This is a genomic window from Komagataeibacter ossonobensis (assembly GCF_057359305.1).
Genome location: NZ_JBXAYQ010000001.1, coordinates 438114 through 463372, shown reverse-complemented (window position 1 = coordinate 463372; position 25259 = coordinate 438114). Strand labels below are relative to the sequence as shown.

Below are 25259 nucleotides of genomic sequence, written 5' to 3'. Positions count from 1 at the left end.
GTTCGAGAATGTCTACAGAAAAAACAATTCCCGCCACCCTGATTCCGGGTGACGGAATCGGGCCTGAAATCGTCCAGTCCGTGACCGAGATCCTTGATGCGGTTGGCGCCCCTTTCAAATGGGAAAAGGCACTTGGCGGTGTCGCAGCCCTTGACGCCACCGGCAGCCCGCTGCCCAAGGAAACGATCGAAAGCATCCGCCGCACCGGCCTTGCGCTGAAAGGCCCGCTGACGACCCCGGTCGGTGGTGGCTTCAAGTCCATCAACGTGACACTGCGTCAGGAGTTCGGCCTGTTCGCGAATGTCCGTCCGACCAAGACGATCGTGCCCGGTGGCCGTTTCGAGAACATCAACCTTGTCATCTTCCGCGAAAACCTCGAAGGGTATTACGCGGCGATGGAAAACTACATTCCCTATGGTGATGACCCGCACGCCATCGCCACCAGCGCAGGCTACACCACGCGCAAGGAATGCAACCGCATTGTCCGCTACGCCTTTGAATACGCGGTCAAGAACAACCGCAAGCGCGTGACCCTGGTGCACAAGGCCAACATCCTGAAGCTGCTGACCGGCCTGTTCCTTGAAGAAGGCCGCAAGGTCGCCAAGGAATATGAAGGCCGCGTGGAAGTGAACGAGCGGATTGTCGATGCCTGCGCCATGCAGCTTGTGACCGATCCGTGGCAGTATGACTGCATCGTCACCACCAACCTGTTCGGTGATATCCTGTCCGACCTGACCGCCGGTCTGGTGGGCGGGCTTGGTCTGGCGCCGGGTGCGAACATTGGTGAAAAGGCGGCCGTGTTTGAAGCCGTCCATGGTTCAGCACCCGACATTGCGGGCCAGAACAAGGCCAACCCGACCTCGCTCCTGCTGGCTGCCAACATGATGCTGGCGCATGTGGGCCGTCAGGACCTGGCCACCCGCATCGACAAGGCCATCGAGAAGGTCATCACCTCGGGTGCCGTGCGCACGGGCGATCTGGGCGGCAAGGCCACCACGACCGAACTGACCGCAGCACTGAAGCAGGCGCTGGTCTGATACGGTTTTTCCTCATCATGGGGGAATAAAAAAGGGGCCGTGGCAGATCAGATGCCACGGCCCCTTTTTGTTAAGGAAGTTTTTTGGTGAAGCTTTTTTCAAAAAGCTTCAAAAGAATGCCGCCTTTAAAAAAGCGGCGCCCAAAAACTTTTTATTTTCAAATGGTTCCCTTAGCCCGCTCAGCTACCGCGATAGGTCGAAAACCCGTAGGGCGAGACCAGAAGCGGCACATGGTAATGTCCCCCCTTTTCCCCCCTGGCCACCTGCGCCATGCCAAAGGCGATGGGCACCACGTCAAGGAAGGGCGGGTCCGACAGCGCGACATCCCGGCTGCGGAAATACGCCGCCACACTGAATTCCAGACGATAGGCACCAGCTTTCATGTCCCCGGTCTGCTGGCCCAGTTCCGGGCAACGGCCATCCGCATTGGTCACGCCACGGAACAGGCAGTCCTGACCCGCCCACAGGCTGATCGCCATGCCCGCGGCGGGCTTGCCTGATACAAGGTCGAGAACATGGGTGGAAAGGGTGCTCATGGTTCCTGCTCCAGCCGCGCCAGCACATCCGCCAGCCGCAGCGCGGCAATCTTGTTGATTTCACACAGGGCGGCCTGCTGTTCGGCCTCAGGTGTGTTTTCCAGCCGGGTGCGCATTCCGTTCAGGATGCCTTCCTTGTCCGACCGCCGCACACAGATGATGAACGGGATACCGAATTTGGCGGCATAAGCATCATTCAGGGCGCGGAAAGTCGTAAATTCCTCCGGCGTCAGGCGATCCAGCCCGGCGGATGCCTGCTCGGACGCGGAAGCCGAGGTCAGGGTCGGATCTACCCCCATGCGCTGCGCCAGTTCGGGATGGGCGCGGATCAGCGCCATCTTTTCCGCCTCCGTCGCCCGGTCCAGTTCATGGCGCATGGCCGCCAGCATGGCGTCCATGTCCGCAAAGGGGCCATGGGCGCGGGCACGCTGGGCAATCCATGGGGAATGTTCGTATATCGGTCCGAATAGTTCCACAAACCTGACGGCGGAAGCGTCATTGACGCGGTCCATCACGTTTTTCATGCCGGATGCACCGCCTGCCAGTGCCGGGCAATATCCAGCCGGGTCGCAACCCAGACCTTCTCCCGCGTGGCGATATAGTCAAGGAAACGCGCCACAGCCCGCGCCCGCCCCGGACGGCCCGCCACACGGCAGTGCAGGCCAACCGACATCATGCGCGGTTTGTCCGCCCCTTCCTCATACAGTTCGTCGAAGGTGTCGCGCAGGTAGTTGAAGAACTGCTCCCCTTCGGTAAAACCGTTTATCGCCACGAAACGCATGTCATTCACATCCAGCGTATAGGGCACGATCAGCTGCGCACGGCCATGGCTGCGGTCATAATACGGCAGGTCGTCGGCATAGGAATCCGCATCATAGACAAAGCCGCCTTCTTCCGCGATCAGCCGGGCGGTATGGGGGCTGGTACGCCCCTGGTACCACCCCAGCGGGCGTGATCCGGTCAGTTTGGCATGCAGCGCAATACATTCCTGGATATGTGCGCGTTCCACCGCTTCGGGCACATGCTGGTAATCAATCCAGCGCAGCCCGTGGGATGCGATTTCCCAACCCGCTTCCTTCATCGCCGCAACGGCGGCCGGGTTACGCGCCATGGCGGCCGCCACGCCAAAGACCGTCAATGGCTGCTTACGCTGGGTAAAGATACGGTGCAGCCGCCAGAACCCGGCGCGCGACCCGTATTCATACAGGCTTTCCATCGCAATCGCGCGCGCGCCCGGAATGGACTGCGCCCCGATCATTTCCGACAGGAAGGCTTCGGACCCGCGATCACCATGCAGGACCGAATTCTCGGCCCCCTCTTCATAATTGATGACGAACTGCACTGCGATCCGCGCGCCACCCGGCCATTTCGCATCCGGCGGGTTGCCGCCATAGCCGACCAGATCGCGGGGATAGACACCTGTTTCAGACATTACGCCGTATCCCTGTTCTTATGCATTATAGGCCGCAAGGGCAGCATCGACGCCGCTGCCCGCGGCAAAAGCGTGGCCTTCGTGGCGCAGGACGGTTTCCAGCCCGCCGATGGTCAGCAGCACCTTGTGCTTTTCCGCGTTGTAGCCCATGGCCCCGATGCGCCAGATCTTGCCTTGAAGCGGACCGAAGGCGGAACCGATCTCGATTTCGAAATCCTCGCGCATGCGGCCACGCACCTTTTCGCCATCCACGCCCTTGGGAATGTACACGCCCGTGACGTTGGTCATGCGGTATTCGTCGCCACCAAACAGTTCCAGCCCGATGGCGCGCAGCCCGGCACAGACCGCGCGCGATGCACGGCCATGGCGGGCAAAACGGGCCTGCAGCCCTTCTTCCAGCACCACGCGGGCAGCTTCGCGCGCGCCATACAGCATGGTCGTCGCCTCGGTATGGTGGTTCAGGCGCTTTTCGGACCAGTAATCCATGACCATGGCCAGGTCGAAATAGTTGGACGGAATGCGCACGCGCGTACCGTCATGCGTATCCGCGCCACGGATCCCGGCCTCGACATGGCGGCGGGCAAAAATGTGTTCCGCCGCGCGGTCGGAAATGGTGATGGGGGCCGAACCCGGCGGACCGCCCATGCATTTCTGCAGCCCGCCACTGACCACGTCCACGCCCCAGCGGTCGGTCGCGACCTCCATCCCGCCCAGCGTCGCGGTGGTGTCAACATAGGACAGCACATCATACTTGCGGCACAGCGCGCCCACCCCGTCCAGCGGCTGGGCAATGGTGGTGGAGGTATCGCCATGGATGCACGCCAGCACATGCGGGCGGTGGGTGACGATCGCGTCCTCAATCTGCTCCAGCGTGGCAACCTCGCCCCACGGAATGTCCAGCGTCACGATTTCGGCGCCAATGCGCTGGGCAATTTCGGACAAAAGCAGCCCGAACCGGCCCGCGCGCACGATCAGCAGCTTCATCCCCGGTTCCACCAGCGAGACCAGCGATGCCTCGATCCCCGCGCGCGCCGTGCCATCAACCAGAAAGGTCCAGCGATTGTTGGTCATGAACACCTGACGGTACAGTTCCATCGTCTGGTTCATGTATTCGGTCATTTCCGGGTCGAACTGGCCCAGCATGTCGGCCGCCATGGCCCGCAGCACGCGCGGGTGCGCATTGACCGGCCCCGGCCCCATCAGCAGCCGGGCGGGAGGATTGATCTGGCCGAAAAAGGTCTGGGTCATCCGAAGCGTCTCTCAAAAAGTCCGATAAAGGTAATCATCGCGCGCAGGGCGGCGTCCGTGTCGGCATCGGTTACGGATTCCGCCGGGTTATGGCTGATCCCGCCCGCGCACCGGATGAACAGCATGGACACCGGGGCCAGATGCGCCATGATCATGGCGTCATGTCCCGCCCCGCTGACCAGCACGGGTGCCGGTGCATGGGTCACGTCGCGCACAGCCTGTTCCATAAGGTCCGTCAGCACCGGATCACACGGCGTAGCGTCAAGATCCTGCTGCAGCGCCACATCCATTTCCAGCCCGCGCCGGACCGCAACATCGCGGGCAATGTCCAGAATTTCATGCGCCGCACGGTCGCGCGTGGCATTTGTCCCCGCACGGACATCAATGGTGAACACCACCTCACCCGGCACGACATTCGCCGCCCCCGGCATGACATCCAGCGACCCGACAGTCGCCACCAGCCCATCCGCACCCGCGCGGCCCACACGTTCAGCAGCAAGGATGATGTCCGCAGCCCCCGCCAGCGCATCGCGCCGCAGCTTCATGGCCACGGTGCCCGCATGGCCCGCCATGCCGCGCAGTGTCACGCGGTAACGGTGCTGGGCCGCGATGGCGCTGACCACGCCAAGGGCGCGGCCTTCGGCTTCCAGCGCCGGCCCCTGTTCGATATGCGCCTCGACATAGGCCACGATCGGATCGCCCTTGCGCGACGCAGTATGCATGCGTCCCACATCCAATCCGAAACCTTCCAGCGCGCTGGCCAGCGTCGCGGTCTCGGCCCAGTCACGCATATTCGGGTCCGGTGTTTCCAGCACGCCCGCCACGGCATGGGAGGTCAGCATGCCGGAGGGAAAGCGCGATCCTTCCTCATCACCAAAGCCCACGACTTCCAGCGCGAAGGGAAAGCGTTTTCCCGATTGCGCGAAATGGGCCACGGTCTCGATACCAAGGATTACGCCCAGCATCCCGTCAAAGAACCCGCCATCGCGCACGCTGTCGATATGCGATCCCAGCAGCACCACCGGGGCGTCAGGCACAAGCCCTTCGTACCGGCCAATCAGGTTGCCCGCCGCGTCCATGCGCGTGGTCATGCCCGCATCAGACATCCATTGCGCCAGCCGGTCACAGGTGGCGCGGTAGGACGAGCCGAGATAGGGGCGGAACAGCCCGCCTTCCATTTCCGAATACGGCGCGCGTCCCAGTTCGGTGCAGCGCGCGACCGCACGCGCGCCGGATGGATGATCCATGTTGCCTGCCTGCGTTACCATGCCGCGACACACCCGTCGCTGCGCGGATCGGTCGCCCCTTCCAGCAGGCCGGAGGCATGGCGCACCAGCGCGCCCGCATGGCCCATCTTGGAAGAAAACGGTGCGACGCGTTCCATCTGGTGGCCCGCAGCCTGCATCCGGGCAATCACTTCGGGATCAAAGCGGTCTTCGTATTTCAGGCTGACACTGCTTTCGCCCCATGTGCGCCCCAGCAGCCAGCGCGGCGCGGTGACCGCTTCCTGCAGTTCCATGCCGTAGCGCGCATAACGGGTGAAGATGGCGGCCTGTGTCTGCGGCTGTCCTTCCCCCCCCATGGTGCCATAGACCATGGTGCGCCCGTCATCGAAACGGGCACCGGCGGGGTTGAGTGTATGGAACGGCTTGCGACCGGGGCGCAGGCCATTCCAGCCCTGCGGGTCAAGACCGAAGCTGGTGCCACGGTTCTGCCAGACCACGCCGGTGCGCGGCAGCACGATGCCCGATCCGTATTCGAAATACAGGCTCTGGATCATGCTGACGGCCAGACCGTCGGAATCAATCACGCCCAGCCACACCGTATCGCCTGCCTGTGACGGCCATGGCCACGGGGCGGCCCGGTTGGGGTCGATGCTGGCGGCCATGTGGTCCAGTGCCTTGCGGTCATCAAGGATGTCCTGCGCCTGCACGGTCATGTAGGCGGGATCGCCCACATGGGTATCGCGGTAACGGAAGGCCTGCTTTGTCGCTTCGACCAGCCCGTGCAGGTAATCGAAATCATCCGCCTTCGCCGCCTTCAGCCGGTCGAACAGCGCCAGGATCAGAAGCGATGCCACGCCCTGTGTCGGGGGCGCCATGTTATACAGGTCCGCCCCGTTGATACGGGCATGCAGGGCTGGCTGGTGGGTGGCCCTGTGTGCCTGCAGGTCCGCAAGGGCCAGCGGGCTGCCAAGGTCATGCAGGTCGGCGGCCAGTTCACGTGCGACATTGCCGCGATAAAAGCTCGACAGGCCTTCATCCGCCAGTTGCCGCAACGTGTTGGCCAGACGCGGATTGTGCAGGATGTCGCCGGGCTGCGGCAGTCTGCCGCCGGGCATGAACAGGTCCGCGAAACCGGGAACATCCTTCAGTTCACCAGCTTTTTCAGCCGTGATCCCGGCTGCGCTGTCGGTAACGGGCACGCCCTGTTCGGCATAGAACATCGCATCACGCAATACGCGGCCCAGTGGCAGGGCGGGCGCCATCGCGTGGCTCCATGACAGTGCCAGATCCCAGCCCGAAACGGTGCCCGCCACGGTATTGGCCGCCAGCGGCCCACGCCACGGAATCGCATCCAGCCCTGCCGCATGGTAAAAACCGGCATCGGCCTTCTGTGCCGCAGCCCCGCAGGCGTCAATGGTTTCCACCCGTCCATCGGGCCACATGGTCAGCCAGAACGCGTCACCACCGATACCGGTCATGTGCGGATAGACCACGGCCAGCGCGGCTGCCGTCGCGACTGCGGCTTCCAGCGCCGTCCCACCGGCCTTGAGCACATCAAGCCCGGCCTGGCTGGCCAGATGGTGGGGGGATGTCACCATCCCCCGGCATGAACGCGGCGTGTTCAGCATCAGCTGTCCTTCCGTGCATATCCCGCATCAAGTGGGCGACAGGCGGCAAGCCCCGCGCGCTGCAGTTCGGCGGCTACGGCAAACAGCTTTGCCTCCCCACCCGGCGCACCGATCAGCTGGATGCCCAGCGGCAGGCCGTCCACCGCCAGCGGGGCCGCCAGAACCGGCAGCCCCGCAAGGCTGATCGGCTGCGTAAAGATGCCAAGATTGGCGCGGGCGGAAACCGTCCTGCCATCCACCACGATGGATGGCTGGTCAATACGCGGCGCGACGCCCACCGTAGTGGGTGCGATCAGCACATCCGCATGGGCCAGGGCAGCATGCACATGGTCACGGAACCAGCGACGGAAACGTTGCGCCTGCACGAATGTTGCAGCAGGCAGCATGGCCCCGGCCATAAGCCGCCCGCGGGTTGCGGGATCATACTGCATGGACCGCCGCCGCAGGCGCGCAAGGTGCAGGTTGCCCCCCTCCGCCGCACTGATCAGGAAGGCGGATGCCCGCGCACGCGCGACTTCAGACAGTTCGATCACCTGGTCCTGGCCCAGATGCGCCATGACGGCGTCAATACCCGCCGTCAGTTCCGTGCTGATATTGTTTGCAAACCAGCCACCAAGGCGAGCCACGCGCACATCACCCACATCGGGTTCGCCCACCGGGGCGCCACCGGCCATGATGGTGTAAACCGCCCGCAGGTCCTCCACCGTGTCGGCCATGGGGCCAACCACATCCAGACTGGCCACGAACGGATAGACACCGCCCAGCGGCATCTGCCCATAGGTCGGCTTCAGCCCCCACACCCCGCACAGCGAGGACGGGATGCGGATGGACCCGTTGGTGTCCGACCCCAGCGTGAACGGCAGCAGGCCAGCCGCAACCGACGCCGCCGACCCGCCTGATGACCCACCGGCCAGGCGCGCGGTGTCATGCGGGTTGCGTGTCGTGCCGGTATGGGCATTTTCGGTGGAAAAGCCGTAGGCGAATTCATCCATGTTCAGGGTCGCGACCGGCACGGCGCCTGCGGCCCGCAGGCGTTGGACCACAACCGCGTCACGCGTGGCGGGCAGGTTGTCGCGCAGCACGATGGACCCTGCCGTGGTCACTTCGCCACGAACGTCAAACAGGTCCTTCACCCCAAAGGGCACGCCCGCCAGCGGGCCGGGATCGCGGCCAGCGGCAATGGCCTTGTCCACATCCTCGGCCTGTGCCACGGCGGCGGGACCGAGAATGCGGGTGACACTGTTGAAGCTGGTGTCACGGGCTTCGATATCCGCGATCACCTCCGTCACGACCGATACGGCCCTGCGGCGGCCTGCGCGCACATCCGCCGCGATGGCAAGGGCCGCACCCATATTGTGCCCATGAACGGTCATGGCACGTACTCATAGGCAGGTTCACAGTCATCAGGCAGCACAAAGCTGCCGACCAGATCGGCATAACCATGCAGCAGGGCGGTATTCGCCACCACATCAGGCATACAGGCGGCCGGAATGGACAGGTCGATAATCCGCGCCATGTCGGCCACGGGGGGAACCTTGCGGTCATCATGCCCCCCCGCGCCGGAAAGACCCGGCGCGGAAGGGGAAAGGCGTGCTGCGCTGCTCATCTACTCAACTCTCTCCCGAATGGATGAATCTACCCGGGATGCATCATGCAACAGGAGGATCGAGACTGACCAGTTCCGGCACGTCATAGGCCAGCAGACTTTCAAGGTGCTGCCTGCCATCGGCTACATACAGGTCACGCCCCAGCCCGTGGGCCAGGCGTTCCACGCCAAAGCGCATACCGCTGATCGACGCCCCCGACAGTCCCATGCTGGGTGTTGCCGAGAACGTGAAGTTGTGGATGTTCGCCAGCATGGGTGCCAGCACGTCATCCGCCCGGCGCGGCAGGAACTGGTAGTTTTCACCCAGGTAGGGATAGCTTTCCAGCACGGCGCTTTCCGACCCTGCTGGCGCGGTATAGCGATCGCCCCACAGGGCGACGGAAGGTGCAAAGGACTGCGTTTCCGGCCGGCGCGACAGGTCGGTCGTGAACCCGGTGCCGATGATCACGAAATCAAAACGCATTTCCCCGGTGGGCGAATCGACCACGATCTCGTCCCCATCCATGCGCGCGCCCGTCCACGGGCATCCGGTGCGGAAGGAGAAGTTTTCATGCCGGCGGCAGCGCCAGAACGTATCCTGCGGCGGCGGCTGGTTGAGTTCGAATATCCGGCGCATGAAGCCCCAGCGCAGGTCATCCGACAAGGCGGGGTAGTAGGCGAGGAAGCCTGTATTCTCCATCCACCGGTACGGGTTGATGGACGGGATTTCCTTGCGCCGCAGGCACAGCGTCACACTGCCCGCACCATCTTCCAGTGCCGTGGCCGCGTTGTCGAATGCGGAAGCCCCGGCCCCCAGCACGCCAATGCGCTTGCCCTTCAACGCCGCGAAATCAATGTTTTCCGACGTATGGGCATAACGTGCGCGCGGCAGGCCGTCACGGATGAAATCGGGCACATGCCACGAACCACAGCCCTCAATCCCGGTGGCCAGCACCAGCTTGCGGGCATAATGCACATGGGTGGACCCGTCGGGACGGCGGAAGGTCAGGCGCAGCAGGCCATCTTCCCATGTAACACCCTGGAAATCATGATCATTGGCGACCGGCAGCTTCAGGATGTCGCGGTACCAGTCCAGATAATCCTGCCACTGCCCGCGCGGGATCTTGTCCAGCTTTTCCCACGCTTCGGCCCCATACTGTGCCTCGTACCACGAACGCGGCGTGAGCGAGGGCACGCCAAGGTCGGGGCCGGTCACGTATTTGGGCGTGCGCAGCGTGATCATGCGCGCGAATGTCACCCACGGACCTTCGCCACCCTTTGCCGCACGGTCGAAAATCCGGACATTGGTGATGTTGTTGCGCTTGAGCGCGAAGGCCGTGGCAAGACCGCCCTGCCCCGCCCCGATAATGGCCACGTCCAGCACGCGCTGGCCGTCACGTTCCATGGGGGGAACCCATTCCTTGCGGGGATAGCGGATGATTTCCAGATCCCGGCGCACCGCCGCATCAAGGGCTGCAAGCCCGCTATCCATCCCGGCATTCGGCGGCGTTGTGGTGTCCATCTGCGGGTTCCCATCATGTTTTACTGTTTGTCGATGCAGCCCGCATGGCGTCCCCCGACGCCATGCGGAATAGTCCCCAACCGCACCATGATGGGTAAATCTAATCAGTCCGCCACGTGTTCCGTCTAGTACAATGATTCGACCGTTCCGTTGCCTAAAACGCAACGCAAGGTCAGACCACCCGTTCGTCGCTGACCCCCTGCACGCGGCGCAGTTCAAGCCGCAGTTCCTCGATCACGGTTTCCAGCAGGGGCGGCAGCCAGCGCGATTCGCGCACATATGCCCCAAGGTCCGTTACCGCACGCGTGTCACGCAGCGGCACATGGCGCAGGCTGTCCTGTCCCGGCTGCACGCCCACCGCCAGCGGTGACTGGAACGCCAGCCCGGCCCCGGCCCGCACCATGCGGTTGGTCAGTTCGATCGACCCGGTCTGCAACACCACGTTCAGCCTGTCCTGCCACGGACGCAGCATGGGTTCCATGACACGGTACAGCGACAGCGTGCGCGTGGGCAGGATCAGGCGATAGGCGATGCATTCCTCCACCGTGACAGTGCGCAGATGCGCCAGCGGATGGTCCGCGCGCACCACGGCACCCACCGGAAAATGCCCTACCGCCACACGACGCAGTTCGGGATACAGCGCCAGCGAAAACGCGATGCCCAGATCCACCCGCCCGTCCTGGAGGGCAGATACGATGGTCTTGGGCGCGCCGACTTCCACATGCAGTTCCACGGACGGATAGGCGGAAATGATGCGTTCCAGCAGGGCGGGCAGCAATTGCCCCGCGATCCCTTCCACCGCCATGATACGCAGCCGCCCGTCATGGCGGCCGGACAGGGCATTGATCTGTTCTTCCGTCCGGGCGGCATCCTGCATCACCGTCACGATATGGCGGGCCATGATCGTACCCACTTCCGTCAGGACCATGCCATCGGGCAGGCGGTCGAACAGGGGCGCGCCGATTTCAGCTTCCATCTGCGCAAGCTGGCGGGTCAGGGCGGATGGCGTGACGTTCAGCCTGCGCGCGGCTTCCCGGATCGATCGGCATTCCCGCACGGCATTGAAATAGGAAATGCCCCGCGCATGCAGCCGCATCATGCGGGGAGTACGGGAAAGCGGATCATTCATGGACTGGTGTCATCCCCGTTTGCATGACCGCCTGCCTGCACCGGATGCAGGAAGCGGGTAACGATTTCCGCCGCGACCAATGCGGCAATGACGGCAGGCCGTTTGTCACGTATGTCACGATCCCCGATCGGGCAGACCATGGCGGCGATCCGGTCTTCGGGCAGGCCGATCTGGCGGAAGCCCGCCTCGAACCGGCGGCGTTTCGTGTGCGAGCCTATCAGCCCGACATAACGAAAATCACCCCGTTCGAGGAGAGATGCAACAATAAGGCTGTCCAGCGCGTGACTCTGCGTCAGCACCAGCGCACCGGAACCCGGTGGGGCGTGGGCGACAAGCGGTTCCCATGCGCCATCATCATGCACCGCGACACCCGGGGGGATGGAGGGACCGAATTCATGCGGGCGCGAATCGCACCATGCCAGCCGCAGCGGCAGCGGGGCCAGCACATGCGCCAGCGCGCGCCCCACATGCCCCGCGCCAAACAGCAGCAGCAGCGGCTGCGTGCGACGCAGATGCTCAAGCCGCGCCATGATACCATCCAGCCCGGCACAATCCGGCACATCAAGGGTCAGCTGGACCTCACCACCGCAGCACTGCCCCGAATTCCCGCCAAGACTTATGCGCTGCACCAGTGGCTGGCCGCCCGTCTCCAGCAGCCTGCGGGCCTGATGGATGGCGTTCCATTCCAGATCGCCACCACCGATCGTGCCGGACTGTTCCGTGGGCGTGACCAGCATGAAGGTCCCGGCCTCACGCGGGGTGGACCCGCGTGCATCCGATACACTTATCCGGGCGACCGGCCGGCCTGACAGCCGCCATCGCACCAGATCCGCGCGCATTTCCATGCTCATGGCAGTCAGGCGGCGGGCGGGTTGCCGTGCCGCATGCGTTCGGCCACGCGCAGGATCATTTCCGGCGTGGCGGGCGCGTCCAGCCGCGGGCACGTACGGTAACCATCCAGACTGGCCAGCGCATCAGACACCGCCTGCAGCACCGATACGCCATGCACGAAGGGCGGTTCCCCCACTGCCTTGGAGCGGAAAATGGTGTGTTCACGGTTAGGTGCGTTTTCCAGCAGTTCGACATTGAACACACGCGGGCGATCAGAACAGGCCGGGATCTTGTATGTGCTGGGCGCATGCGTACGCAGGCGACCCGCCTTGTCCCAGACCAGTTCCTCACATGTCAGCCATCCGGCCCCCTGCACGAAGCCGCCTTCGATCTGACCGATATCCAGCGCCGGGTTCAGCGACTGCCCCGCGTCATGCAGGATATCCACGCGGTCGATCTTCATCTCACCCGTCAGCAGGTCGATCACGACCTCCGAACAGGCCGCGCCATAGGCGAAGTAATAGAACGGACGGCCCTGCCCCGTGTCCCCGTTCCATGAAATCTTCGGCGTCTTGTAAAACCCGTTGGCGGACATGGACACGCGCGCGAAATAGGCCTGCCGTGTCAGGTGCGAAAATGCGATGACCCTGTGCCCCACATGCACACCATCGGGCGCGAAGCGGACTTCGTCTTCACCCACATTCCAGTGGCCGGCCGCAAATTCCACCAGCCTGCGCTTGATACGGCGCACCGCGTCCAGCACCGCCATGCCATTGAGGTCCGCGCCGGAAGACGCCGCCGTGGCCGATGTATTGGGTACCTTGCCGGTCGTGGTGGCGGTAATGCGCACCTGATCCGTGCCCAGCCCCAGTTCGCGCATGACGACCTGCACCATCTTGGTATGCAGGCCCTGCCCCATTTCGGTGCCGCCGTGGTTCACCTGCACCGACCCGTCGGTATAGACATGCACCAGCGCACCGGCCTGGTTGTAATGGGTGGCGGTGAAGGAAATACCGAATTTGACCGGCGTGATCGCGATGCCACGCCGCAGGTAGGCGCTGCCGGCATTGAACGCGCGGCAGGTTTCGCGCCGTTTTTCGTAATGGCAGCGCCGCGCCAGTTCGGGCAGCAGTTCGGCGGTGATCGAGTCCTCGACCACCATGTTGTAGGGTGTGACGTTGCGGTCATGCGTGCCGTAGGCGTTGCGCAGGCGCACCATTAGCGGGTCAAGGCCGGTGGCGAACGCGATTTCCTCAATCACGCGTTCAGCCGCGACAATACCCTGCGGGCCGCCAAAACCGCGATAGGCGGTGTTGGACTGCGTATTGGTCCGCAGGGGTTCGGAACGCAGCCGCACATCGGGATAGAAATAGGCGTTGTCGGCATGGAACAGCGCGCGGTCGATCACCGGGCCGGACAGGTCGGCCGACCACCCGCACCGCGCCGCCAGCACCATGTCCACCGCAACGATCCGGCCTTCGTCGGTAAAGCCGACATCGTAATCAATGACAAAATCATGCCGCTTGCCGGTCATGATCATGTCGTCATCACGGTCCAGCCGCATCTTGGCCGCACGTCCGGTGCGCTCAGCCACCAGGGCGGCAAGGCAGGCACAGGCATTGGCCTGCGTTTCCTTGCCGCCAAAGCCACCGCCCATGCGCCGGACCTCGACCGTAACCAGGTTGGCGGGACGGTCCAGCACATGGGCGACCATGTGCTGGGTTTCGGTCGGGTGCTGGGTGGATGAAGTGACATGCATCTCCCCCTCCTCACCCGGTCGGGCCAGCGCGACCTGCCCTTCAAGATAGAAATGTTCCTGCCCGCCCACGATCACGCGGCCCGACAGCCTGCGGGGCGCGTGTTCAAGGCCCGCCACCACGTCGCCGCGCTTCATTTCCATCGGCCGCCAGACCAGCGGACTGCCAGCGGCACGGGCCTCGGCCACGTTCAGGATGGCGGGAAGATCCTCGTATTCCACCTTCGCCAGACGCACCGCCCGGCGCGCGGCGCCACGGGTGGTAGCGGCAACCACGAACAGTGGCTGGCCGTAAAACGAGACCTCGGTCGTGGCCAGAAGCGGTTCGTCCCCCTTGCCCACAGGACTGATCTGGTTGTCACCGGGAATGTCGGCGGCGGTATAGACACCCACCACGCCGTCCGCCTGACGCACGGCGTCAAGGTCCATGGACAGGATGCGGGCATGGGCGCGCGTGCCCAGCCCCGGGACCAGATGCAGCGTGCCGCGCGGTTCTGGCAGGTCATCGATATAGGTGGCGCTGCCCTGCACATGCATGGCGGCACTTTCATGCCGCAGGCTGTCTGATGCGCCACCGGCCACAATGCCGCCGCCCGCCGTGGGGGCTGCGTTGGCAAAGCTGTTTCCATCAGCCATGGGCGTGTCCTCCCGCATTGGCGCAGGCGGTGCGCACGCTGATAGCGGCGCGTGCGTTTTCCGGCCCGCAATCGGCATAAAGCCGGGTCAGCAGATTGGCCGCAACCGTGCGGCGGTACCAGTCGCTTGCCCGCATGTCGGTAATGGGCGCGAAATCATCCATGATGGCCTGGCGTGCCGCTGCCAGTGTAGTCTCATCCCATTTCCGGCCTTCCAATGCGGCTTCCGTCCGGCTGGCGCGACGCGGGGTGGCTGCCATGCCACCAAAGGCCACGCGGGCATTGGCAATCATGCCATCAGGGGCAAGTGTGAGGGAAAACACGCCAAGGATGGCGGAAATATCCTGATCGAACCGCTTGGAAACTTTCCATGCACGCACAACCGTATCCGCGCCGGGACGGGGAATGCTCACACCTTCCACGAACTCACCGGGCGCACGGTCCTGCCTGCCGTAATCAATGAAGAAATCTTCCAGCGCGATGACACGCCGCGTATCGCCGCGCCGCAGGTGCAGCTGCGCCCCCGCCGCAATCAGCACCGGCGGTCCATCGCCAATGGGGGAGCCATTGGCGATATTGCCGCATACCGTACCGCTGTTGCGCACCTGCACCGAACCAATGCGGCGGATGACCTCCGCATCCGGCTGCGGCAGGATATCGGCCAGAACGGCCCGTGCTTCCTGCCATGTGACGGCGGCGCCGAGGTACACACCCTGCGTATCGCATGCGATACGGCGCAGGTCGGGCACCTGCCCGATGGTGACGACATGCGGCAGGTCCCGCATGCCCTTGGTCACCCACAGGCCCACATCGGTTGCCCCCGCCACGATCCGTGCATCGGGATGCGCCATCATGGTCCGTGCCAGTGCGTCAGCATCTGCGGGAATGGTCAGGCGGTCCGCAGGCCCGTCGAGTTCGACCGTCGCCCCGTCACGCAGGGCACGCAGCCGGTCGGCAATCTCTCCCGCCATGGTGTCAAAATGGTCCGGTCCCGCCTGCATGGCCTGTCGCATGGCCCGCACGATTGGCGCATATCCGGTGCAGCGGCACAGATTGCCGGCCAGCATGTCATCAATCGCGTGTTCATCCTGCGCCAGCCCATCGGCCTTGCGCCCTGCCACCATGGACATGACAAAACCGGGCGTGCAGAAACCGCATTGCGAGCCATGCTGGTCCACCATTGCCTGCTGCACCGGATGCAGGCTGCCATCGGGCGCACGCATGTCCTCGATGGTCAGGACCTGCGCACCGTCCAGCATGGAGACAAACTGGATGCACGCATTGACCGCGCGCCAGACCAGACGGTCCCCTTCCAGCCGCACCACCAGCACGGTGCAGGCCCCGCAATCGCCTTCGTTGCAGCCTTCCTTGGTGCCGGTCAGGCCACGGTCTTCCCGCAGCCAGTCCAGCAGCGTACGCGTCGGCGCGACATTGGCCAACGTATGGCATTCGTTTCCGACATAGAAACGGATGCCGTGTCTGATCCCCGTCAAATCTGTTCCCTCTATCATGGCCACAGGACTGCCTCACCCCCCTCAAGGCAGACAGCCGGAACAGCCTTTCATTCTGATCTGTGTAATATATGGAACCCGGTCCGGTCTTGTCACCCCGGCAAAGATTTCAGGAGACTGCCTGAAAAACCTGCCTCTGGAACATCCTGCCAATCATGCGGAACGCCACCTTTTTAAAAAAGGCGGCACCAGAAAAATTTTATTGTTTTTTATCAAATGGTTATCTTCATACCATCTATCAAATCCGCCGCAACAGGCGACCAGTCAGATAGCCTGGGGATTTTTGATAACGCTTTTTCAAATAAGGACATGAATAATCGTCGCACATAATATTTTATTCATGTTTATCAAAATATTATATTGAAACAATATCCAATGCCACGACGCTATATTTCACCGTCACGCATCGACAGGTGCGCAGCCCTGCGCATGTGTTGCGACAGTTGGGGGCGGAAGGCCGGACATGGCACATAGGCCCCGTATCCAACGCCTTCGCACGGCATGTCATCCTGCCACACCGTCACCCCGCCGCGAATGACCCGCACCGCCCGGCCACCCAGCGTGATCCCGGCATACAGGCCGGACGTGCACGTTTCCTGCGCATCGGGATCCCACAGCACGATATCGGCGTCAGCCCCTGGCATGATCGCCCCCTTGCGGGGATAGATGTTGAAGGCACGGGCTGCCGCCTGCGATGTGACGGCCACGAATTCCTCCACCGTCAGGATGCCCGCGCGCACGCCGTGCTGCCAGACCACGCGCATGCGCTGCGCGAGGCCGCCCATCACCCCGTTTCCTGTAGCACCAGACGGGCGGAAACCACTGGCGACCATGCCGATATTGCCCGACGCCAGCCCACCCCATAACGCCCGCCGATGCATGCCGTCGCGAAAGGGCGGCAGGGTAATGTAGGGATCCGGGGCCACGTCGCCTTCGGGATCATAGACCGCTTCATCCACCACCAGGTGCGGGGCCAGCACATGCCCCTCCACCCGCTGCCCGCGCAGGCGCGCATGCGCAAGGATGTCCGTGGCGCCAATGGTGGATACCGGTCCCACATGCACCGGCCCACCGGCCAGTCCCGCCAGCATGATGGCACGGCCCACCGCTTCACCCTCGACCTGCGGCGGGGCGGACAGCATGCAGGCCTCGTTGCCGGCAATGCCTGCATGATCCAGTTCCGCCCGCAGATAGGCCACGGCCTGTGCATTCTGGGCCTCGATCATGCACAGGGCGCCCCGATCGGCGGCATGGCGGGTCAGTTGCAGAATATCATGATCAGACAGTCCGTCCGCCATGGACAGGTGGAAGGCATTCACCCCCCTGTCCGCCACCAGTTCATCCATGCACTGTAGAGCGGATGCACCAGCACCGGGCAGCGCCATATGCAGCCCGACATCGACATGGGCATGGCGTGCGGCATGCCGCCAGTCCCGCCATGCCGCGTCCAGTCCGCCACCGTCGGGACGCATGGTGTCGAGTATGGTGGTGGTGCCACCAGACAACGCCGCCACCGTACGGGCAAAGCCTGTTTCATCCGCGCCAATGCCGGTCTGCGGGTCTACCCCGCCGGGCAGGACCAGCAGGCCCCCCGCATCCACCACCATGCCGCCGGTCGGTCTGTCCAGATCGGGGCCAACGGCCAGGATCTCGCCCTCGCTGCCGCACAGTACGTCAACCCGAAACGACGCCTGCGCCGTCACCACCGTCCCGCCCCGGATCAGCAGCAGGTCGCGCATGTGTCCATGCCGTATGCCCATGTCGCGTTATGTCCTGCCCATGGCCTGAAGAGACCGTCTGAAAAGCCCGTCTTTGCGCCATCGTGCAAATTACAAAAAAGTTTTCTGGATGCCTCCTTTTTCAAAAAGGCAGCATTCCTTTGAAGCTTTTTTGAAAAAAGCTTCACCAAAAACTTTTATTGTTTTCCAGCGTCAGACAGATCAGTGGTCGCGGATCCGGACCGTCATATCCAGTGCACTGCCCAGGCGTTCCAGCCTGCGGCGCACGCTTTCGCCCTGCACCACATCACGGCCCGGCGCAAAATGCAGGGACAGGATGCGGTCCTCACATTCCAGCCGGGTGCCATCCAGCAGCGCCTCGGTCCCGCCACTGACGGTATAGGCCAGCCGCAACGCCTGCCCCAACGCCACGGCACGGCCAAACTGCACCTGATCCAGCAACTGGCGCGATGGCTGCAGGTACGCCACCGACAGATCGGCCCCGTACCGCACCGCAAGCGTCAGCGACAGGAACGCCCGGGCCTGATGGGTAAAGCCCACGCCCTGCATGCGCAGGATACGCAGATAGGTCTGTTCCGCCCGGTATTCGGGGTGGTCATGCGCGCCCACATCCGACAGCCAGCACGCAACCCCGCGTAGGCGGGTCGCCACATGTCCCTCATCGGGGAACAGGGGCGCGGTCCATTCCGCCAGCCGTTCCGGCAGGGTCACGCTGCGGCCCAGCATGCAGCACATTTCCCGCGCCACGGCATCCTGCGGGTCGTTATCGGCAACGCTTGCGGCAACATTGCGCATGTACCACCCTTCGCGCAGGCCATCGACGCAGAACACCAGCCCCGTCGAACGCGTTCGCCGCATGAGCCTGCGCAGCACGGTCGCGGCATAGGGCGCGTCCTCCAGCCGTTTGCGCGGCACGCCGGGCAGGCGTTCAAGCGACCGCTTGCCCGCGCCGATGATCCAGTCCGCCATTTCCCGCCCTGTATCAGGGGCAAGACGATAGAGATGGACGATATTCAGCGGATAGGCCGTGCGCGCGATCTGCATGCGCGCCAGCGCGCGGAATGCGCCGCCCACCAGGTAAAGATCCTGATCCTGCACATCATCCAGCCAGCCCACGCGGGCCAGATCCTCATCCACCAGCGCACGTGCGCGGGCCAGGTCGCCATCAGCCCGGTCGTTCAGCCGGATCACACCCAGCGGCAGCGTGCAGGCATTGAGCTTGCGCCCGTTTTCCAGCCGGATCAGTTCCAGCGACCCGCCGCCGATATCAGCCACCAGGCCGTTCGCGTCCGGTATGCCGCACAGCACGCCGGTGGCGGAATAATCGGCTTCCTCCTCCCCGCTCAGGATACGGATCGGCACGCCGGGCAGGCGTGATTTCAGCCCCGCCACGAATTCCGGCCCGTTGCTGGCATCCCGCACGGCGGCTGTGGCCAGTACCTCAAAGGGGCTTGCCTCCATCCCGCGCGCAATGGCGTTGAAACGGGCCATGACCTCCATCGCCAGCGGTACGGCTTCTTCATTCAGGCGCCCCGTCGCGTTCAGGCCCCGTCCCAGCCGCAGGACCACCTTTTCATTGAAAATGGGGGCCGGATTGCGTGAAATCCCGTCAAACACCACAAGCCGGACAGAATTCGATCCCAGATCTATGACCGCCGAACGGCGAAACCCGCCATTTACCGTCACATCCGGCCCCATACGTCGTCCGCCCATAATGCCATGACCGCACCCATACCGTAATCCTCAGTCCTCAATAGTCTGTTCCGCATGCCATGGCTGCGACGCGCTGACCCGGATCGGGGCTTCCCCCGCCGTGGCGCCACGCCCCGCGTGAACCGGATGTTCCATGAAATATTCATGCGACGAAAATGGCCTGCGCCCCGGCTCCAGACGCCGCCATACACCATTGCGCTGTAGAATCCATGACTGCAGGTTGTCCTTGAGGTCAATCATCATGATCTGGTCCAGCACGCGGGCATGCACCTGCGGGTCCAGCATGGGGACCATGCTTTCCACCCGCCAGTCCATGTTGCGCTGCATCCAGTCCGCCGACGAGATATACAGCTTTGCCTGCCTGCCGGGCAGGCGGTGCCCGTCGCCAAAGGCATAGATGCGCGCGTGTTCCAGAAACCGTCCCACGATCGACTTGACGCGGATGTTTTCCGACAGTCCCGGCACGCCGGGCCGCAGGCAGCAGATGCCCCGCACCACCGCCATGACCTTCACCCCGGCACATGACGCGGCATACAGCCGGTCGATCAGGTCGGGATCCACCAGGGAGTTCATCTTGAGCCAGATCTGCCCCGGACGCCCTGCCTGCACATGGGCGATTTCACCCGCAATCAGGTCTTCCAGCGTGCGGCGGATGGTCACGGGCGAAAACGCGATCGCCTCCATCCGCGCGGGCACGGCATAGCCGGTCATGTAATTGAACAGCCGTGCCGAATCGCGCACCAGTTCCGGGTTGCAGGTGAAGAACGACAGGTCGGTGTAAATCCGCGCCGTGATCGGGTGATAATTGCCGGTGCCGAAATGGGCGTAGGAACGCAGCGCGCCACCCTCACGCCGCACGACGAGGCTGAGCTTGGCGTGTGTCTTGAGGTCGGAAAAACCGAAGACCACCTGCACACCCGCCGCTTCCAGCGCGCGGGCGAGACGGATATTGGCCTCCTCATCAAAACGGGCGCGCAGTTCCACCATGGCGGTCACGGCCTTGCCGGCCTCTGCCGCCTCGATCAGGGCCTTGACGATGGGACTGTCGCGCGACGTGCGGTACAGCGTCTGCTTGATCGCCACCACGGCCGGGTCAATGGCCGCCTGCCGCAAAAACTGCACCACCACGTCAAAGCTTTCGAACGGGTGGTGGACGATCATGTCGCGCGCACGGATGGCGGCAAAGCAGTCCCCGCCACAATCGACGATCCGTTCGGGAAAGCGTGGGGTATAGGGCGGGAACAGCAGGTCGGGCCGGTCATCAACGATCAGCTGCTTGAGGTCCACAACCCCGATCAGCCCGGACTGCACGAACACCTCATCCGGTGGCGGGGCCAGCCCTTCGGCCATTGACCGGGCCAGATCCTCGGGCATGCGGGATTCGATATCGAGGTGGATCACCACGCCACGCCTGCGTCGCTTGAGCGCACTTTCATACGAACGGACCAGATCCTCGGCCTCGTCCTCGAATTCCACGTCCGTGTCGCGCACCACGCGCATCACGCCCCAGTCCCCCGCCACAAGGCCGGGGAACAGGCGGTCGATGCACATGACAATCAGGCGTTCCAGCAGGATGAAGCGCGTCACCCCCGGCGGCGACAGCGCGTCAGGCAGCCGGATGAAACGTTCGATCCGCGCGGGTAGCAGGATCAGCGCCTCCATCACGAACTGCCCGGTTTCGGCGTTCATCAGCCGCAGGGCCTGCGCAATGCCCATGTTGGGGATGAAGGGCAGCGGATGGGCGGGGTCGATGGCCAATGGCGTCAGGACGGGAAAGACCCGTTCCATGAAGCAGTTTTCCAGCCAGGCCTGTTCTTCTTCGGTAAAGGAGATTTCGTCGCATACGACAATGCCCGCGCCCTCCAGTTCACGCTGCAGGTCGCGCCAGATGCGCTGCTGTTCCTGCAGCAGGCGGCCGGTGCGTTCGCGCACGGCGGACAGCTGCTGTTGTGGCGTCAGCCCGTCGGGCGAGGTCTTGACCAGCCCCTCACGCACCTGCCCCACCAGCCCCGCCACGCGCACGGAATAGAATTCATCAAGGTTGCTGGCGCTGATCGACAGGAAGCGCACGCGTTCCAGCAGCGGATTGCGGGGGTTGTCAGCTTCATCCACCACGCGCTGGTTGAAATCGAGCCACGACAGTTCACGGTTGATGAAGCGTTTGGGCGACGTGGCGTCGGGCATGGGTTCCACCGGCGTGCGCACCGCGACCTGTCGCCCGGTCGCGGCCTTGCGGCTGCGTGTGCGGGTACGGGGCTTGGGGGCAGTACCATCAGGGGCTTTGCGTGGCGTTCTGGCCAATGGATTCGATCTCCCGTTCGGGGGTAATATTCCTTGTTGCATACGACCCTAGGTCAGTGACACGCCACTTGGCCAGAGCAGGCTGCCCGTTCAGGCGCCGGGGTCCATATCCGTGGCCGCCATGGTGTCCCCCATCAGCATGTCGGCCAGCACGCGCGTGGCCAGGGCGCGGGTCACGGGGCGGCCGGATGCAAGGGCGGCATGGTCCAGCCGGTCCACTGCTTCCTGCATGGCCACTGCCGTGCGCGGCAGGTGGCGCAGCAGCCATTCCACGACCGGCTGCGATACGACAATCTGGCGTTCGGCCAGCAGGCGCAGCAGCAGCACGCGCAAAAGCCCGTCACCGGGCTGGCGTATGGCCACCGCCATGGTCGCCCGCAGCCGGCTTGCCAGGTCGGGCAATGCCACCGGCCAGCGCGCCGGTGACGTGCGCCCGCCCAGCAGCAATGCGATCCCCTGTTCACGCGCCGTGTTCAGCAGGTGCAGCAGCGCGCGTTCGTCCGCGCATTCATCGGCCCGGTCCACCGCCATGGCCATGACCGGCACCCCGGTGGCGCGGGCTGCGAACAGCGCCGTGACATGGGCATGCGACAGGCTACCGCCATGAAGCAGCACCGCATCATGCATGTGCGCCCATATTTCCAGCATGTGGGTCTTGCCCGTTCCCGCCGCCCCCCACAGCGCCAGCCTGCGCTCGGGCCACGGGGTCGGGCCAAGCAGCCAGCTGCGCGCGGCCGCGTTGGAGGCGGAAAAGACAAAATCCCCCGCGGCGAAACGGGGCGTGTGGGCAAACGGCAACACCAGTTGCCCGATCACGCCCGCAACCGCATTTTCATCCGTTTTCAGCTTCGTGCGCTCAACCACCGCTTTGTGCGTTGCCCCGCCTTGACGTAAGAAGGCCGGAAGTCCCTCTGACCCCGGTCCCGCATGACGGTTTTCATAGCCCGCATGCGGGAGTCCGGGAAAGTGATAGTTTGATTACGGAAAAAAGGCCCCCGCATGACATCCGCCCCCTGCCCGCCCAACGCGTCTTCCGCCACCCCGTCCGGCGCCACCTACCGGGATGCCGGGGTGGATATTGAAGCCGGTGATGCGCTTGTCGAAGTCATCAAGCCCGCGGCCCGGGCCACGGACCGCCCCGGCACCATGGGCGGCCTTGGCGGTTTCGGGGCGCTGTTCGACCTGAAGGCCGCTGGTTTTTCCGACCCCATCCTTGTTTCCTGCACCGATGGCGTGGGCACCAAGCTCATGATCGCCATTGAAAGCGGGCTGCATGAGACGGTGGGCATCGACCTTGTCGCCATGTGCGTCAACGACCTGGTGGTACAGGGGGCGACACCGCTGTTCTTCCTGGATTATTTCGCCACCGGCAAGCTGTCCATCGAGGACGCGGCCAAGGTGGTGCGCGGAATCGCCAGGGGCTGCGCCGATTCCGGCTGTGCGCTGGTAGGCGGGGAAACGGCGGAAATGCCGGGCATGTACGCGCCCGGCCATTACGACCTTGCCGGGTTCTCGGTGGGGGCTGCGGAACGCACGGCGCTGCTGCCTGGTGATATCCGCCCTGGTGACACACTGATCGCCCTGCCATCGGCGGGTGTGCATTCCAATGGCTTCTCGCTGGTGCGCAATATCGTAACCCGCAGCGGGCTGGCATGGGACGCGCCCTGTCCATTTGCCGATGGCCAGACACTGGGTCAGGCGCTGATGACGCCCACCACGCTGTATGTCCATCCCGTGCTGGACCTGCACCGTGCCGGACTGCTGGTGGGGGCGGCCCACATTACAGGCGGCGGCCTGCCGGGCAACCTGCCGCGCGTGCTGCCCAAGGGCGTGCGGGCGGTGGTCGATGGCACGGCATGGCCGATCCCGCCGGTGTTCCCGTGGCTGGCCAGCACCGGCAATGTCACGACCGAGGAAATGCTGCGCGTCTTCAACTGCGGCGTGGGCATGGTGCTGGTGGTGCGGGACACTGATGCCGCCATGGCGCGCCTGAGCGCGCGCGGGCAGCAGGCCTTTGTCATCGGCACGATCACGCAGGGCGAAAGCCCCGACAGCCCGGCCACGCTGAGCTTTGACGAACTGCCCGAACTGCGCGACTGAACCGACCCGTGATCCACAAGACACCCATCGCCATCCTGATCAGCGGGCGTGGCAGCAACATGCGCGCGCTGATCGAATCGTGCGCCCGCGACGATTATCCCGCCCGCATCGCCCTGGTGCTGAGCAACAACCCCGATGCGCCGGGGCTGGCAGTCGCGCGGGATGCCGGCCTTGCGACACAGGCCATTGACCACCGCGACTACCCCCGCGACCGGCCCGCGCATGAACGCGCGCTGGATGCGGCCCTGCGCGCGGCGGGCGTGGAATATGTCTGCCTTGCGGGCTACATGCGCCTGCTGACGCCATTCCTGACCACGGCATGGGCGGGACGGATGCTGAACATCCATCCCAGCCTGCTACCGGCCTATCCCGGGCTGCATACGCATGAACGGGCACTGGAAAGTGGTGCGCGCATCCATGGCTGCACCGTCCACTGGGTGACGGAAGGCATGGATGAAGGCCCCATCATCGGGCAGGCCGCCGTGCCCGTACTGGCCGATGATACGCCCGATGTGCTGGGCACGCGTGTATTGCGGCAGGAACATCGCCTGTATCCCGCCGCCCTGCACCGCGTGCTGGTTCCCGACGGGGCACCTGCCGCAACCGCATCAGACTGCCTGCTGTCGGTCTGATCACGGACAAGAACAAAAGTTTTTGGATGCCGCCTTTTTTCAAAAGGGCGGCGTCTTGATGATTTGAGCGATACACCCCCCAGACATGAAAAAAGCCGGCCCAGGGGCCGGCTTTTCCATTGGCGGGGACATAGGCCCCGCCACCATGATCCATAAGGATCAGGGCAGGATTTCCGTGCCAGCGAAGAAGAAGGAAATCTCGTTCTTCGCGTTTTCAAGGCTGTCGGAACCGTGGACGGAGTTTGCTTCGATGCTTTCTGCAAACTGCGCACGGATGGTGTGGGCTTCGGCCTTCTTCGGGTCGGTGGCACCCATCACTTCGCGGTTCTTCAGGACAGCGTTCTCACCTTCGAGAACCTGCACCACGACCGGGCCGGAGATCATGAAGGACACCAGGTCGTTGTAGAACGGGCGTTCCTTGTGCACTTCATAGAACGCACCAGCAGTCGCCTTGGTCAACTGGATGCGCTTCTGGGCGACGATGCGCAGGCCATTGCCTTCGAATACGGCATTGATCTTGCCGGTCAGGTTACGGCGGGTCGCATCGGGCTTGATGATCGAGAGGGTACGTTCGACTGCCATGGGACAGCTCCTTTCAAACGGGTTCTGAAATATACGAGGCGGCATTGGACATAAGCCGACATCACCTTACAAGCGCCATCTAGAGCATATCGCCGCAGACTGGTAGGTACAACCCG

22 protein-coding genes are annotated in these 25259 nt (G+C 63.9%); 4 read left to right on the top strand and 18 right to left on the bottom strand.

Translation table 11 applies throughout. The annotated features are described in order from the left end of the window. Positions 1-8: 8 nt before the first annotated feature. Complete coding sequence (locus tag AC1RQ9_RS02065; RefSeq protein ID WP_010514358.1) at positions 9-1037, top strand: isocitrate/isopropylmalate dehydrogenase family protein; 1029 nt, start codon at positions 9-11, stop codon at positions 1035-1037. A 179-nt stretch (positions 1038-1216) separates the two neighbouring features. Here the strand turns inward: AC1RQ9_RS02065 and uraH are convergent, their stop codons facing one another. From uraH to xdhA, 13 genes are all read right to left on the bottom strand, one after another. Next, complete coding sequence (gene uraH, locus AC1RQ9_RS02060; RefSeq protein ID WP_485985375.1) at positions 1217-1573, bottom strand: hydroxyisourate hydrolase; 357 nt, start codon at positions 1571-1573, stop codon at positions 1217-1219. After that, positions 1570-2085: a 2-oxo-4-hydroxy-4-carboxy-5-ureidoimidazoline decarboxylase gene (gene uraD / locus AC1RQ9_RS02055; protein WP_485985413.1), complete on the bottom strand. Its 516-nt coding sequence runs from the start codon at positions 2083-2085 to the stop codon at positions 1570-1572. The genes uraH and uraD overlap by 4 nt, the downstream gene beginning before the upstream one ends. 8 nt (positions 2086-2093) lie before the next feature. Continuing rightward, positions 2094-3005, bottom strand: coding sequence for an allantoinase PuuE (gene puuE, locus AC1RQ9_RS02050; RefSeq protein ID WP_485985374.1), 912 nt, complete (start codon positions 3003-3005; stop codon positions 2094-2096). Positions 3006-3023: 18 nt separating this feature from the next. Then, the gene (locus AC1RQ9_RS02045; RefSeq protein ID WP_485985373.1) at positions 3024-4253 is read right to left on the bottom strand and encodes a pyridoxal-phosphate-dependent aminotransferase family protein; all 1230 of its coding nucleotides are present in this window, start codon (positions 4251-4253) and stop codon (positions 3024-3026) included. After that, positions 4250-5521: an allantoate amidohydrolase gene (locus AC1RQ9_RS02040; protein ID WP_485985372.1), complete on the bottom strand. Its 1272-nt coding sequence runs from the start codon at positions 5519-5521 to the stop codon at positions 4250-4252. Before AC1RQ9_RS02040 ends, AC1RQ9_RS02045 begins: the two co-directional genes overlap by 4 nt. Then, entirely contained in the window at positions 5515-7107 is a 1593-nt protein-coding gene (locus AC1RQ9_RS02035) for a gamma-glutamyltransferase family protein (RefSeq protein WP_485985371.1), read from the bottom strand. Before AC1RQ9_RS02035 ends, AC1RQ9_RS02040 begins: the two co-directional genes overlap by 7 nt. Next, positions 7107-8480: an AtzE family amidohydrolase gene (locus AC1RQ9_RS02030; RefSeq protein ID WP_485985370.1), complete on the bottom strand. Its 1374-nt coding sequence runs from the start codon at positions 8478-8480 to the stop codon at positions 7107-7109. The genes AC1RQ9_RS02035 and AC1RQ9_RS02030 overlap by 1 nt, the downstream gene beginning before the upstream one ends. Further along, positions 8477-8713: a DUF4089 domain-containing protein gene (locus AC1RQ9_RS02025; RefSeq protein WP_485985369.1), complete on the bottom strand. Its 237-nt coding sequence runs from the start codon at positions 8711-8713 to the stop codon at positions 8477-8479. Before AC1RQ9_RS02025 ends, AC1RQ9_RS02030 begins: the two co-directional genes overlap by 4 nt. A 43-nt stretch (positions 8714-8756) precedes the next feature. Then, positions 8757-10214, bottom strand: a complete 1458-nt coding sequence (locus AC1RQ9_RS02020) for an NAD(P)-binding domain-containing protein (RefSeq protein ID WP_485985368.1) — start codon at positions 10212-10214, stop codon at positions 8757-8759. 172 nt (positions 10215-10386) lie between these two features. After that, positions 10387-11343, bottom strand: coding sequence for a LysR family transcriptional regulator (locus AC1RQ9_RS02015; protein ID WP_193733764.1), 957 nt, complete (start codon positions 11341-11343; stop codon positions 10387-10389). Beyond that, positions 11340-12194, bottom strand: a complete 855-nt coding sequence (gene xdhC, locus AC1RQ9_RS02010; RefSeq protein WP_485985367.1) for a xanthine dehydrogenase accessory protein XdhC — start codon at positions 12192-12194, stop codon at positions 11340-11342. Before xdhC ends, AC1RQ9_RS02015 begins: the two co-directional genes overlap by 4 nt. Positions 12195-12199: 5 nt before the next feature. Continuing rightward, a complete protein-coding gene (gene xdhB, locus AC1RQ9_RS02005; RefSeq protein WP_485985366.1) occupies positions 12200-14566 on the bottom strand; it encodes a xanthine dehydrogenase molybdopterin binding subunit in 2367 nt (788 codons plus the stop codon). Beyond that, the gene (xdhA, locus tag AC1RQ9_RS02000; RefSeq protein ID WP_485985365.1) at positions 14559-16076 is read right to left on the bottom strand and encodes a xanthine dehydrogenase small subunit; all 1518 of its coding nucleotides are present in this window, start codon (positions 16074-16076) and stop codon (positions 14559-14561) included. Before xdhA ends, xdhB begins: the two co-directional genes overlap by 8 nt. Between xdhA and AC1RQ9_RS01995 the strand changes: the two genes are divergently transcribed. Beyond that, a complete protein-coding gene (locus AC1RQ9_RS01995; RefSeq protein WP_485985364.1) occupies positions 16075-16389 on the top strand; it encodes a hypothetical protein in 315 nt (104 codons plus the stop codon). The two genes, xdhA and AC1RQ9_RS01995, sit on opposite strands and share 2 nt — an antisense overlap. Positions 16390-16462: 73 nt before the next feature. Here AC1RQ9_RS01995 and AC1RQ9_RS01990 read toward each other — a convergent pair whose 3' ends face one another. The 4 genes from AC1RQ9_RS01990 to AC1RQ9_RS01975 form a co-directional block, all read right to left on the bottom strand. Next, the gene (locus AC1RQ9_RS01990) at positions 16463-17836 is read right to left on the bottom strand and encodes an amidohydrolase family protein (RefSeq protein WP_485985363.1); all 1374 of its coding nucleotides are present in this window, start codon (positions 17834-17836) and stop codon (positions 16463-16465) included. A gap of 180 nt (positions 17837-18016) precedes the next feature. After that, the gene (locus AC1RQ9_RS01985) at positions 18017-19513 is read right to left on the bottom strand and encodes a Ppx/GppA family phosphatase (protein WP_193733805.1); all 1497 of its coding nucleotides are present in this window, start codon (positions 19511-19513) and stop codon (positions 18017-18019) included. Positions 19514-19558: 45 nt separating this feature from the next. Then, positions 19559-21712, bottom strand: a complete 2154-nt coding sequence (locus tag AC1RQ9_RS01980) for an RNA degradosome polyphosphate kinase (RefSeq protein ID WP_227672786.1) — start codon at positions 21710-21712, stop codon at positions 19559-19561. Between the two features lie 207 nt (positions 21713-21919). After that, on the bottom strand, positions 21920-22693 hold the full coding sequence (locus AC1RQ9_RS01975; protein ID WP_485985362.1) for an HdaA/DnaA family protein: 774 nt from the start codon (positions 22691-22693) through the stop codon (positions 21920-21922). Positions 22694-22828: 135 nt separating this feature from the next. Here AC1RQ9_RS01975 and purM point away from each other — a divergent pair, with 135 nt between their 5' ends. Then, the gene (gene purM, locus AC1RQ9_RS01970; protein WP_485985361.1) at positions 22829-23929 is read left to right on the top strand and encodes a phosphoribosylformylglycinamidine cyclo-ligase; all 1101 of its coding nucleotides are present in this window, start codon (positions 22829-22831) and stop codon (positions 23927-23929) included. Positions 23930-23937: 8 nt separating this feature from the next. Continuing rightward, a complete protein-coding gene (gene purN, locus AC1RQ9_RS01965; RefSeq protein ID WP_485985360.1) occupies positions 23938-24561 on the top strand; it encodes a phosphoribosylglycinamide formyltransferase in 624 nt (207 codons plus the stop codon). A 159-nt stretch (positions 24562-24720) separates the two neighbouring features. Here purN and ndk read toward each other — a convergent pair whose 3' ends face one another. After that, positions 24721-25143, bottom strand: a complete 423-nt coding sequence (gene ndk / locus AC1RQ9_RS01960) for a nucleoside-diphosphate kinase (protein WP_010514331.1) — start codon at positions 25141-25143, stop codon at positions 24721-24723. Positions 25144-25259: the final 116 nt, after the last annotated feature.